Annotated in this window: 8 protein-coding genes; 6 read left to right on the top strand and 2 right to left on the bottom strand. The window is 69.4% G+C overall.

Annotated elements, in window-relative coordinates:
- Positions 1 to 49: 49 nt before the first annotated feature.
- Together ACZBH1_RS02430 and ACZBH1_RS02425 are read left to right on the top strand one after the other, a co-directional pair.
- On the top strand, positions 50 to 1,630 hold the full coding sequence (locus tag ACZBH1_RS02430) for a glycoside hydrolase family 32 protein (protein ID WP_463645379.1): 1,581 nt from the start codon (positions 50 to 52) through the stop codon (positions 1,628 to 1,630).
- Between the two features lie 180 nt (positions 1,631 to 1,810).
- Complete coding sequence (locus ACZBH1_RS02425) at positions 1,811 to 4,138, top strand: glycosyl hydrolase family 95 catalytic domain-containing protein (RefSeq protein ID WP_463645378.1); 2,328 nt, start codon at positions 1,811 to 1,813, stop codon at positions 4,136 to 4,138.
- A 3-nt stretch (positions 4,139 to 4,141) separates the two neighbouring features.
- Here the strand turns inward: ACZBH1_RS02425 and ACZBH1_RS02420 are convergent, their stop codons facing one another.
- Positions 4,142 to 6,583, bottom strand: a complete 2,442-nt coding sequence (locus tag ACZBH1_RS02420) for a glycoside hydrolase family 2 TIM barrel-domain containing protein (protein ID WP_463645377.1) — start codon at positions 6,581 to 6,583, stop codon at positions 4,142 to 4,144.
- A 186-nt stretch (positions 6,584 to 6,769) separates the two neighbouring features.
- On the opposite strand from ACZBH1_RS02420, the gene ACZBH1_RS02415 reads away from it, so the two are divergent.
- Positions 6,770 to 8,098, top strand: a complete 1,329-nt coding sequence (locus ACZBH1_RS02415; RefSeq protein ID WP_463646646.1) for an enolase C-terminal domain-like protein — start codon at positions 6,770 to 6,772, stop codon at positions 8,096 to 8,098.
- On the opposite strand, the gene ACZBH1_RS02410 is transcribed toward ACZBH1_RS02415, so the two are convergent.
- Entirely contained in the window at positions 8,088 to 8,876 is a 789-nt protein-coding gene (locus tag ACZBH1_RS02410) for a FadR/GntR family transcriptional regulator (RefSeq protein ID WP_463645376.1), read from the bottom strand. The genes ACZBH1_RS02415 and ACZBH1_RS02410 overlap by 11 nt on opposite strands.
- A 274-nt stretch (positions 8,877 to 9,150) precedes the next feature.
- On the opposite strand from ACZBH1_RS02410, the gene ACZBH1_RS02405 reads away from it, so the two are divergent.
- The 3 genes from ACZBH1_RS02405 (at position 9,151) to ACZBH1_RS02395 (ending at position 12,835) form a co-directional block, all read left to right on the top strand.
- Positions 9,151 to 10,137, top strand: a complete 987-nt coding sequence (locus ACZBH1_RS02405; RefSeq protein ID WP_463645375.1) for an ABC transporter permease — start codon at positions 9,151 to 9,153, stop codon at positions 10,135 to 10,137.
- A complete protein-coding gene (locus tag ACZBH1_RS02400) occupies positions 10,134 to 11,093 on the top strand; it encodes a carbohydrate ABC transporter permease (RefSeq protein ID WP_378885279.1) in 960 nt (319 codons plus the stop codon). The genes ACZBH1_RS02405 and ACZBH1_RS02400 overlap by 4 nt, the downstream gene beginning before the upstream one ends.
- 119 nt (positions 11,094 to 11,212) lie before the next feature.
- Positions 11,213 to 12,835, top strand: coding sequence for a type 2 periplasmic-binding domain-containing protein (locus ACZBH1_RS02395; protein ID WP_463645374.1), 1,623 nt, complete (start codon positions 11,213 to 11,215; stop codon positions 12,833 to 12,835).
- The last annotated feature ends 45 nt before the right edge of the window (positions 12,836 to 12,880 follow it).

Below are 12,880 nucleotides of genomic sequence, written 5' to 3'. Positions count from 1 at the left end.
CAACCACCACCCACGGCAGCGCCGACGCTGCCACGACGAAAGGTCATTCATGGAGGAATCGACGACAGTCTCACGCCGCGCGCTCTTCGCCGGGGCCGGCGTCACCGCTCTGGCGGGCACCCTGGCTCTGGCTGGAGGAGGCGGAGCCGCCGCAGCCGCGGCGGAAGCGGCATCCGTTCCCGGCACGACCACCTCGAAAGGACGCATGAGGATGCGCCCCGCGTACCACGTCAGCGTTCCCGACAACTGGAAGAACGACCCGCAGCGGCCGATCTTCATCGACGGCGAGTACCACTACTACTACCTGTACAACGCCGACTACCTCGAAGGCGGCGCGGGCACGGCGTGGCGGCGGGCCACGACGCGCGACCACGTGGCGTTCCGCGACCAGGGCATCGCCATTCCGAAGTTCAGCAACGGCAACGGCGACTGCTGGTCGGGATGCCTCGTCATCGACGAGCAGAACACTGCCGGCTACGGGGTGGGCGCGGTCATCGCCCTCGTGACGCAGGCACCCGGCGGCCGGCAGGCGCAGTACCTCTGGTACTCGACCGACGGCGGCAAGACGTTCCGCCCCGGCGGCGACGACCCCGTGCTGCCCAACCCCGGTGTGCACGACTTCCGCGACCCGAAGGTCATCTGGGACGCCGACCGCGGGCGCTGGTTCATGGCGAACGCCGAAGGGCAGCGGATCGGGTTCTACGTCTCGGCGAACCTCCGCTCGTGGCAGCGCGTCGGCGAGTTCGTCCGCACCGACCTCGGGCTGCTGGAGTGCCCCGACATCTTCCGCATGACCGCGGACGACGGCACGGCGCACTGGATCCTCGGCATCAGCGCCAACGGCAAGGGGCGGGGTCTGCCGGCGACGTACGCGTACTGGACCGGCGCGTTCGACGGCGCCTCGTTCGCCCCCGATCACGGCGAGCCGCGCTGGCTGGACTACGGGTTCGACTTCTACGGCGCCGTGACCTACTCGAACCACGACGCGTCGGGTGCGGAGGACCCGACGCTGCGCCGCGCGATCGGATGGGCGAACTTCTGGGACTACCCGCACAACACGCCGACCCTCGCGACCGACGGCTACAACGGCGACGACATGATCGTGCGCGACCTGAGGCTCGCCGCGGGGGACGGCGGCTACTACCTCGCCTCCACCCCGACCGCCGCCCTCGCTCAGTATGCGAAGAAGACCCACACCCTCGGCGACGTCACCGTCGCGGGGACGCATGATCTCGACGTCCGGTCGCTCGCTTACGACCTGACGTGCGAGCTCGTGTGGGACCCGGCGGCGAGGCCCGCCAACATCGGCTTCGAGGTGTGCCGCGCCGCCGGCGGTGGCCGTCACATCGCCGTCGGCGCCTTCCTCAACGGGCCGTTCACGTACGTGAACCGCCGCCCGACGATCAATCCGACCGGCGGCGAATCGCAGACGCCGATCGATCCCTCGACGGGGCGTCTCACGGTCCGCATCCTCGTCGATCGCACGAGCGTCGAGTTCTTCGTGGGCGACGGCCGTGTGGTGCAGTCGCACCGGGTCTTCCCGCTCGACGGCGACGACGGCATCCGCCTCTACGCGCACGAGGGATCGGCGACGTTCCGCGGCCTCACCATCCGCGAGCTGGCGGTCTGAGGGAGGTTCAGCTACCGGACGGCTCGCTGGGCGACCCGGCAGTGATCAGACGTCAGCGGCGGCAAGTCCGCGTGGATCGGCGATTCTTGCGGCCGAAGCGATCGGATGCGGCTGATTCATCAGATCATTCCGTCTAGGCTGAACGGGACACCTGGCCAACGATCGAATGAGGAGAGCCGCGTGGCGGTCAGAACCGGATTCCGGAGTTCATCCATCGGGCACGACTGGGAGCACGGGCTCATCGCGGGCACCGGCTCGATCGGGGCGGTGCTGTCGGGGACGCCGGAGCGCCATGCGATCCACCTCTGCCACGAGGAGTTCTTCCTCCCCGTGAACTCCGCGAAGGCCGCTCCGCGCATCGCGCCCGTCATCGAGGAGGTGCGAGCGGCGGCCCTCGCCGGCGACTCCCGCGCGGTCGCCGAGCTCACCGACCGCGCCGCCCGCGAGGACGGGTACGACGGCTCGATGATCTGGACGGACCCGTTCGTGCCGGTCGGCGAGCTGTCCTGGACGCCCGACGCTGCTGCGGGCCACGAGGATTACCGCAGGAGCGGCGACTTCACCACGGGGCGTGTGGGCGTCGAGTGGACCGACGCGGCAGGCGGCCGCAGCGGCATCGCCCTCGTTCCCGACCGCGCGTCGGGAGGCATGGCGATCGAGCTGTGGTCGCAGCACGAGGCCAGCGGCGTGCTGGCCCTCGGCTTCGGTGAGGACGCGCAGGGGGAAGGCTCCTTCCCGTCGACCGACTACGGCGCGTATCTCGATCAGACGGTGCCGGTGTTGAGCGGGTCGCAGCTGGTGCTCGACGTGCGGGTGGACGAGGAACGGCTGCTGCCGTTCGTGCGGCAGAACCCGCCGAGCCCGTGGCCGCCCCGGCACGCCCGGCTGACCGTCGCGCTGCCGGAGGACGTTGCGGCGGAACCGGTCGAACGCGGCGTGCGCGTCCGCCTTCCCGGCGGCCGCCCGGTCACCCTGCCGGTCCGGATCGAGCTCTTCGGCGGACGCGCGGGAGCGGATGCCGTCCCCGCCGAGTCGCACGCCGCACTCTTCGACGCGTGCGCCCTCGACCTCCGCAGCGGCATCGACGACACCGTCTCGTACGACGACGTGCTGCGCGGTGCGAGGTCGGGCGACGCGCAGAGCGTGCTCGCGGCGGTCGAGCTGGCGTTCGCCTCCGGCCGCCACACCATCATCTCCTCGACCGGCGTGCTGCCTCCGACGCTCGTGGGCATCTGGCAGGGAACCCGACGGCCGGCATGGTCGGGCGATTGGACGCAGAACGGCAACGTGCAGCACGGCGGCGTGGCATCCCTCGTCTTCTCCGGCACTCCCCAGCTGTTCACCTCGTACCTCCGAGCGCTGTTCCGGCACGTCGACGACTACGCGGCCAACGCCGACCGCGTCTTCGGCGCCCCGGGATGGCTACTTCCGGCCCGCTTCGACTCGCACGGCAACAGCAGCCATTTCGCCGACACGTATCCGCACCTCTACTGGATGGCCGGCGGCGCCTGGGTGCTGCGACTGGCCTGGGATCAGTTCAGCACGACCGGCGACATCGAGCTGCTGCGCGAGTACGCGTGGCCGCTGGCCCGCAATGTCATGGGGTTCGCCCTCGCCGTCGCCGTCCCGGACGACGACGGCCGGCTGCGCCTGGCCCCGTCGTACTCGCCCGAGAACACCCCGGGCAACCGGTCGCTTCCGATCGCCGCCGACGCGACCATGGACGTGGCGGCCTTCCGTGACGCCGCGCGAGTGGGGGCCAGGATCGCCGACGTGCTCGGAGAAGACGTCGACCGTGACGCCTGGCGCTCGTTCGCGGACCGCCTCGCTCCCTACCGGGTCGCCGCCGACGGGACCTTCGCCGAGTGGCTCGACCCGAGCGTCGACGAGGAGATCGGGCACCGCCACGTCTCGCAGCTCTACCCGTTCTGGTACGAGGACGACCAGGCCGCCGACACCCCCGAGCTGCGCGCCGCGGCCCTCGAGACGATCAGGAGGAAGCTCGCGTGGCGCGACGAGAAGCCCTGGGCGGCTCCCACCGGCCGCATGGAGATGGCCTTCGGCCTGGTCGGCCTCGGGCTCGCCGCCGCGCGACTGGGCGACGCCGACGCCGCCCGCCGGTGCGTCGAATCGCTCGCGCGCGACTTCTGGAGGTCGAACGCGGTGTCGACGCATGACGGCGACGCGATCTTCAACGTCGATGCGAGCGGGGGGCTCCCGGCTGTCGTGATCGAGATGCTGGTGCAGTCCCAGCCCGGGCACGTGGCCCTGCTGCCCGCGCTCCCGGCGTCCTGGCCGAGCGGGTCGATCCGGGGCGTGCGAGCGCGTGGCGGTGTCGTCGTGGAGGAGCTGACCTGGGGGCCCGACGGCGCGACGGCCATCCTCTCGCTCGCCGAAGGATCGGAGGCGACGCGGGACGGCGACGTGATCACCGTCTCGGGCCCTGGCCGGTTCACGGCCGACCTCGACCTGTCGCGGGGCCCGGCGCGCGTCCGCATCCCCGGCTGAGTCTCAGCGGGCGGCGATCGCGACCGACGTCGTCGCCAGGCCGTCCGCGGACGCGCTCACGGTGATGGGCTCGGTGCCGGTCGGGCGGACGACCGCGAGTGCGCGACCGTCGTGCAGCCGGTGCCGTGCATCGGCGAACGACTCCTCGGTGGAGATCGCGGCGCTCCCGAGACCCTGCAGCGACGCCGGCCCGTCGATGTGCACCTCCACCTCGACGTCGGCATCGGCTGCTCTGACACCCGCGGCGTCGACGAGCTCGATGACGACGAAGGCGAGGTCGCGCCCGTTCGCCGCGAGGTCGCGCCCGTTCGACGCGAGGTCCGTCGGCTCGACGGTGAGCCTCAGCGCGCGGTCGGCCCCCGCCGTCTGCAGCGCGAAGCTCTCGGCAGCGACGCCGTCGCGCAGCGCGACGGCTTCCAGCCGCCCGGGCGCGAATCCCACGCGGAACAGCGCGCGGAACCTGTTCTCGGCCCCGGCGGGCAGCCGGCCCACGGACCGACCGTCGAGGAACAGCTCCACCTCGGGGGCGTCGCTGTACACCTCGACCTCCAGCGGCTCGGTCCCCACGTCGTTCCACGTCCACGACGGCACGCAGTCGGTCCACGACCAGGGCGCGGACCTCATCGTGCGGCCCCTCGTCTGCGGACGCCTGACCGCGATGTACGGCTCCGACCGCAGTCCGTAGACGATCTCGCGGTAGTAGGAGGCCGGGCGACGCTCCCCGGTGATGTCGATGTCGCCCGAACCCGCGACCAGGAAGGGGTACGCGCCGAGCGCGCCGCCGCCGGGCGGGTCGTCGGTGTAGTGCATGCGGCCGAGCCCGGGCTCTCCCAGGTAGTCCCAGCCCGTCCACGTGAAGTCCCCGATGACGTGGGGGTTCGCGCGGACGAGGGCCCACAGGCGATCGATCTGCGTCGGGAACGTCTCCGACCCGACGATGACGCGATGGGGGAAGAGCCGGCGATCGAGCTCGTACCGGCACGACTGGTAGTTCATCCCCGCGATGTCGGGTGCGTCGTACGCCTCCTCGGCGAGCGCCGTGACCGCGTCGGTGACGCCCAGCGCGCTCATCCGGTCCTCGAGGCTCAGGGTGCGGCCGTTGATCTCCGCGACCGGGTCCATCGAGGCGCCGCCGAGGAGCGCGGGGTCCGGTTCGATCGCGCCGTCCATCACGAACAGGGCGCCGTTGACGGCGGCCGTGACGTACCGCGACGGGTCGAGGCGTCGTGCGGCGGCGGAGATGGTCCTGGACAGCTCCGCGCCGGTGCGCGTGGCAGCCTCGGGGATCTCGTTCCCGAGCGAGTAGATGACGACGCTCGGGTGGTTGCGATCCTTGGCGATCATCGCCTCCAGCTCGCGATGCCAGGTGTCGGCGAACCGATCGGCGCCGTCGTCGGGCGCTTTGGACCGTGTCCAGAAGTCGGTCAGCTCGTCCATGACGAGCATCCCCAGACGGTCGCACGCGTCCAGCATCGCGCGGCTCATCGGCTGATGCGCGCTGCGGATCGCGTTGAACCCCGCCGACTTGAGGATGGCGACGCGGCGCTCCTCGGCGCGATCGAAGACGGCCGCGCCGATCACGCCGTTGTCCGCGTGGACGCAGGCGCCGCGCAGATCGACCGGTGCGCCGTTGATGCGCAGGCCCCGCGCCGCGTCGAGGTGGAGGGTGCGGATGCCGAAGGCCACCTGACTTCGATCCCGCTCGTGGTCGCCCGATCCGAGAGTCGAGTCGACGCGGTAAAGGTGCGGCGCCTCGGGCGACCACCGCAGGGGCGACATGACGAGGACGCGCTGACTCACCTCGATCGTGCGACCCGGCGGGACGGTGACGCGGGTGCGATCCACGCCGACGATCTGCCCTTCAGGATCGAGGATCGCCGTCTCCAGCCGCCGCACGACGGAGACCCGCTCGAGGTTGCGCACCGTCGTCACCACCTGCACCACCGAGGCCTCGGCGTCATGCTCGGGCGTCGTGACGACGATGCCGTCGAGGGGGATGTGCACGCGCGGCGCGACCGTCAGGTGCACCGGGCGGATGATGCCGCCGCCGGTGTACCACCGGGCGTCCCTGTTCGACCGCGCCTCCACGACGATCTCGTTGTCGGCTCCGTGGCGCAGGTGCGGATCGAGGTCGACGATGAACCCGGATGTGCCGGACGGATGCCGCGCCGCCGGCTCGCCGTTCACGAAGACCGCCGCCGAGCGGTACACGGACTCGAATTCGAGCGCCACGTGGCGGTCACGCCATTCCGCGGGCGCCGTGAGCCGGGTCCGGTACTCCCACGCACCCCCCGGGAAGTACCCGGTGGCCTGCAGTGACGAGTCGTCGATGCGGGCCGAGCCCGCCACGGCGTCATGGGGGAGCGCCACCGGGACGAACGCGGGCGGGTGATCGGTGAAGCGCTCCCGGTACTCCCACCCGCGGTCGAAGAGCTCACGTTGCATCCGGACATCCCGCCTCTCGGTTCGCCGTCACGCTAGCAGCGCGTCAGTATCCCGTAAAGATCTGACCTTTGGGCCAACCATGCCGAACAGATGTGGCAAGATCGCCCGAAGGCGCGCATTCACGCGGCCAAACGACTCCGATAGATCTAATGAAATCGGAGGATTGCGAGCATGAAGGAACAGACGATGCCCACCATCACCGGCTTCCGCGTCCATGACGTGCGCTTCCCCACATCGCTGGACGCCGACGGCTCCGACGCCATGAACAAGGACGGCGACTACTCGGCGGCCTATGTCGTCCTGGAGACCGATGACGCTTTGCGGGGCTTCGGATTCACGTTCACCATCGGGCGCGGCAACGACCTGTGCGTGGAGGCCGCTCGCCAGCGCGCACTGCCGCTCGTCGGGCGCGACGTCGACGAGCTGCTCGACGACCTGGGTGCGACGTACCGGGAGCTCGCCTCCGACACGCAGCTGCGGTGGCTCGGCCCGGAGAAGGGCGTCGTGCATCTCGCGATGGCGGCGGTGATGAACGCGCTGTGGGACATGGCGGCGCGCCGCGCCGGCGTCCCCCTCTGGCGGCTCCTGGTCGAGATGAGCCCCGAGCAGCTCGTGGACGCGGCGGATCTGCGCTACCTGTCGGACGTCCTGACCCGCGACGAGGCGATCGCGATGCTGAGCGCCGCCGCCCCGCGTCGTCGCGAGCGCCTCGACGATCTGAGGGCTCGCGGCGGGTATCCCTGCTACACGACGAGCGCGGGCTGGCTCGGCTATTCCGACGACCGGCTGCGCTCGCTGCTGCGGACGGCGATGGACGAGGGCCATCGCCACTTCAAGCTCAAGGTCGGGGCCGACCTGGACGAGGATCGCCGTCGGCTCCGCATCGCCCGCGAGGTGATCGGCTGGGACGCCCATCTCATGATCGACGCCAACCAGGTGTGGGACGTGCCGCAGGCGATCGAATGGGTCACCGCGCTGTCGGAGTTCCGGCCGCTGTGGATCGAAGAGCCGACGAGCCCCGACGACGTGCTCGGGCACGCGGCGATACGCAGAGCGGTCGCGCCGATCGGCGTCGCCACGGGCGAGCACGGCATGAACCGCGTGCTGTTCAAGCAGATGTTCCAGGCCGAGGCGATCGACTTCTGCCAGCTCGACTCCGCTCGGCTGGCCAGCGTGAACGAGATCCTGTCCGTCTACCTGATGGCCCACAAGTTCGGGGTGCCGGTCTGCCCGCACGCCGGTGGCGTCGGGCTGTGCGAGCTGGTGCAGCACCTCTCGGTCTTCGACTACGTCGCCCTCTCCGGATCCCTCGACAACCGCGTCACCGAATATGTCGATCACCTCCACGAGCACTTCGTCGACCCCGTGGTCGTCGCCCGCGGCCACTACCGGCTGCCCGCCGCGCCCGGCTACAGCGCGGAGCTGCGGAAGGAGTCGGTCGAGCGGTACCGCTTCCCCGACGGCGCGTACTGGCTCGAGCGCGCCGCCATGGAACCGCTGGCGGCTACTCGGTGACCTGATCCACCGGCGCCCCCGCCGCGGCGCCCGCCGCGGGGAGGGCGTCCACGGAGACCGGATGCTCCGCGGCGAACAGCTCGACGCCCAGCAGGTGCGCCGCCATGCGGATGCGCGCACGTTCGGCGTCGCGTGTCCGCAGCGCGGCGAGGATCGCCCGGTGGTCGGCGTGGGCCTCGCCCACGGAGTCGCTCTCGGTGATGGCGCGCCACAGCCGGCCGCGCAGCGTCCGGGTCATGAGGCTGTCGATCAGTGCGGCCAGGGCCGGGTTGCCGCTGGCCTGCGCGATCCGACGATGGAACTCGGCATCCGCGTCGATGAAGGACTCGGGGCCGAGCTCGCCCGTGCTCAGTCCCTCCTCGATGCCGGAGAGGATGCGGTCGAGCTCGTCGAGATCCTGGTCGGAGAGCCGCACCGCCGCCAGGCCTGCGGACTCCGTCTCCAGGACGCGGCGCACGGCAAGGAGATCGACCGCCTGCGTCGCCTCCTGCAGGCCCGCCCAGAACTCCAGGGGGCGCAGCAGCGACCCGGGGTCAAGCTGCGTGACGTAGGTCCCGTCACCCTGCCTGGTCTCGAGCACGCCCAGCGCGGCGAGTGACCGCACCGCCTCGCGCAGCGACCCTCGCGACACGCCCCAGCGCGCGGCGAGCTCCTTCTCGATGGGGAGGCGATCACCCGCGCGCAGCTCACCCGACGCGATCATGCGCTTGACGATCGCGATCACGTGGTCGGAGCGGGAGCCGGTGCTCGCTGGGGTGTCGTCGACGCCGTTCGCCACGCGAGCAGTCTATGTCGCACAGACTCTGCCGCCGCGTGCCACAGGCCCGAGAGACGGCGACAGGGCGCAGAAAGATTGAATCAATCTCGCGCCGAAGCCCCCGGAACGGCCGCCGTTTACAACGTTGACATGAAATCATCTGATGATTATGGTGAAGCAATGCCTGCGACGATGCGGATGGGAATGGCCGGATGATGCGCTGCGAGCTGCCGCGATCCACCCGCGCCGCCGTGCCCGATGCGGTGACTGAGTGCGCCCGTCACGGAGTGCGCGCATGGTGACGCCGCCCGGGGGCGTCGGTCTCGACGTCGGAGGCGTGACCCGCAAGGTGCGCGAGCGGGGCGGCTCACGCGGCATCCGTGGTTTCCAGCGGAGCTTCCGCCGCCACTGGCAGCTGTACCTGCTGATCCTGATCCCGCTGGCGTACTTCGTGGTCTTCAAGTACGTCCCGATGGCGAACACCGTCATCGCCTTCAAGGACTACAACGTCGTAGACGGCGTCTGGGGCAGCGACTGGGTCGGGGTGAAGCACTTCGAGCGCTTCTTCTCGAACCCGATCTTCTGGCCGGTGCTGGGCAACACCTTCCTGCTGTCGGCGTACGTCGTGCTCGCCAGCTTCCCGGTCCCGATCATCCTCGCGCTGGCGCTGAACGAGGTGCGGCTGAAGTTCTTCCGGAACACCGTCCAGATGGTGACCTACGCGCCGTACTTCATCTCGACGGTCGTCGTGGTGTCGATGACGATCCTCTTCCTCTCGCCGCGGGTCGGCCTGGCCGGAGACGTCACGAACTTCTTCGGGCTGGGCACCATCGACTTCCTCAGCGATCCCGACTACTTCCGGCACATCTATGTGCTCAGCGACATCTGGCAGACGATGGGCTACTCGGCGGTGATCTATCTCGCGGCACTGGCGGGGATCGATCCGACGCTCTACGAGGCGGCGAAGGTCGACGGCGCCAGCCGTTGGCAGAAGATCCGCCACGTCGACATCCCCGGCATCCTCCCCACCGCGATGATCATCCTCGTGCTGGGCGTCGGCAACGTCATGGCGATCGGGTTCGAGAAGGCGTTCCTCTTCCAGAACAGCCTCAACATCTCGCAGTCGGAGATCATCCCGACGTACACCTACAAGGTCGGCCTGCTCAACGCCGACTTCAGCCAGGCCGCAGCGATCGGCCTGTTCAACGGCGCCATCAACCTCGTGCTGCTGCTGGCGGTCAACGCCGGGGTCAAGAGACTGACGGGAAACGGACTGTGGTGAGCTCGACACTGATCCAGAACGACACCGACGCCGAGAGCCCGCGCGGGCGCGCCCCGCGCGAGGTCGGGCGCCCGCGGCGCATCAAGGAGACGACCACCGATCGCGTCTTCATGGTCGGGGTCTACATCCTGCTGACGACGTTCCTGCTGTGCGTGCTGCTGCCGCTGCTGTACATCCTCGCCAGCTCCTTCAGCGATCCGCTGGCGGTGTCGTCGGGTCGTGTCACGTTCTGGCCCATCGACTTCACCCTCGAGGGCTACCAGCGGGCGCTGAGCGACAGCTCGATCCTGACCGGCTTCACCAACTCGCTGATCTATACGCTGGCCGGAACCGCCATCAGCCTCGTGCTGACCGTCGCGATCGCCTACCCGCTGTCGCGTCGGGACTTCTGGGGGCGCCGCGGGATCACGCTGTTCGTCGTCTTCACGATGCTGTTCGCCGGCGGGATCATCCCCACGTACCTCGTGGTGCAGAACCTGGGGATGCTCGACACCCGGTGGGCGCTCATCCTCCCGCAGGCCATCGGGGTGTGGCAGGTCATCATCGCCGTCGCGTTCTTCCGCACCTCGATCCCGGAGGAGCTCTACGAAGCGGCCCAGCTGGACGGCGCCAGCGATCTGCGCTTCCTCTTCTCCACCGTGCTGCCGCTGTCCAAGCCGCTGCTGGCGGTGATCGCGCTCATGTACGCGATCTTCCAGTGGAACTCGTACTTCGACGCGCTGCTCTATCTGCGAGACCCGAGCCTGTATCCCCTGCAGCTGGTGCTGCGCAACGTGCTGATCCTCAATCAGGCGGCGCCGGGGATGGATGCCGCGGCCGCCCTCGAGCGGCAGCAGCTGGCCGACCTCCTCAAGTACTCCCTGATCGTCATCTCGACCGTTCCCGTGATGCTCGTCTACCCGTTCGTCGCGCGCTTCTTCAACAAGGGCATCCTCGTCGGCGCCGTCAAGGGCTGACGACGAGACCCGGCGGCGCCGACCGCACCCGCAGAGCCGGAGAGATCCGTCCCCTACAGAAAGGCAAGATCGTGTTCAGACAACCGTTGTCCGGCCGCAGCCGGAACCGCAGCCGTGCGATGACGGTCTCCGCCGTCATCGCCACGATGGGCCTCGTGCTCGTCGGCTGCACGGCCGATGCCGCGGACGACCAGAAGGTCATCACCATCTTCGGCGAGCAGGGCGGCCAGATGGACCTCAACACCAACTCCTTCACGAAGCTGCTGGAGGAGGAGTTCGACGTCGACATCGACTTCCAGACGACGGGGTACGACTCGGGCGCGGCCACCGAGGCCCGGCAGATCTCCCTCGCCGGCGGCGAGCTGCCCGAGGCGTACATGCTCGTGCCGTGGGCGTCGCAGTTCACGCAGGCCGAGCTGCAGCGCTACGGCGAGCAGGGGCTGATCCTTCCGCTGAACGACCTCATCGATGAGCACGCGCCTCACATCGCCGAGGCGCTCGATGCCGAGCCCGGCTTCGAGACCCTGGCCACCGCGCCCGACGGGACGATCTGGGGGCTTCCGCAGTGGAACGACTGCTACCACTGCTCCTACCCGTACAAGTTCTGGATCAACACCGTCTGGCTCGACAACCTGGGCCTCGCCATGCCGACGACGCCCGACGAGTTCTTCGACGTCATGGTCGCGTTCAAGACGCAGGACCCCAACGGCAACGGCGTCGCGGACGAGATCCCCATCACGGGAAGCGCGCAGTGGTCGATCGTGCCGTACATCATGAACGCGTTCATCTCGAACTCGTTCAACACGGGGGCGGGCGCGAACAGCCAGCCCATCTCGCTCGGCCTGGACGGCGACACCGTGCAGATGCAGACCATGCAGGACGGGTGGCGCGAGGGCGTGAAGTTCCTCAACCGTCTCTGGGACGCCGGCGTGATCGATCCTGCGGCCTTCTCGCAGGGCGGTGACACGATGCAGGCCACCGGCAACTCCGCGGAGGCGGTCGTGGTGGGCGGCTTCACCGCCATCCACCCCGGCATCGGCGTGAGCATCGGTCAAGAGGACGGGCGCGACAACCAGTACAACCCGCTGCCGCCGCTCGAGGGAGCGGAAGGCCCGATCACGACGTATCAGCTGCCCAGCGTGCCCGGCGCGACCTTCGTGGTCACCAAGGCCGCCGATGAGGCGGAGCAGAAGATCATCATGGAGATGATGGACTACATCTTCACTCCCGAGGGCCACGTCAGGGCCCAGCAGGGTGAGGAGGGGATCGGATGGCGCGCCCCGGAGGAAGGCGAGATCGCTCTCGACCCGGAGCTGGAGCCCAGTTTCGTCGATCTTCCGCTGGATGAGGAGAACGAGGCGGACTACAACGGCAACTGGGGCCCGATGGCCCAGGTGTTCGACACCGAGGAGTTCCGCAACGCCCAGGTGCAGCCGATGGACATCTACACGCAGGAGGGCTTCGAGCGCCGCCTCTTCCAGGCGACCGAGCTCTACGAGGGCAAGGAATCCGACGCGATCTTCCCGTACTGGAACCTGTGGGTCCCCGTCGAGGAGGCCAACGAGCTGTCCACGCTGACGACCAACATCGAGAGCAACGTGGCGACGTCGACGGCGGAGTTCATCACGGGCGTTCGCGATCCCGAGAGCGACGCCGATTGGGATGCCTACCTGCAGGGTCTGCAGGGACTCGGCGTCGACCGCTATGTCGAGATCTGGCAGGCGGCGTACGACGCCAGCTGAGCGACGGCTTCCGGGGCGGGGTGCGTGAGCGCCCCGCCCCGATGC

The sequence above is a fragment of the Microbacterium sp. ZXT2-5 genome (genome assembly GCF_055329545.1).
This window is presented reverse-complemented; position numbering and strand designations above follow the sequence as displayed.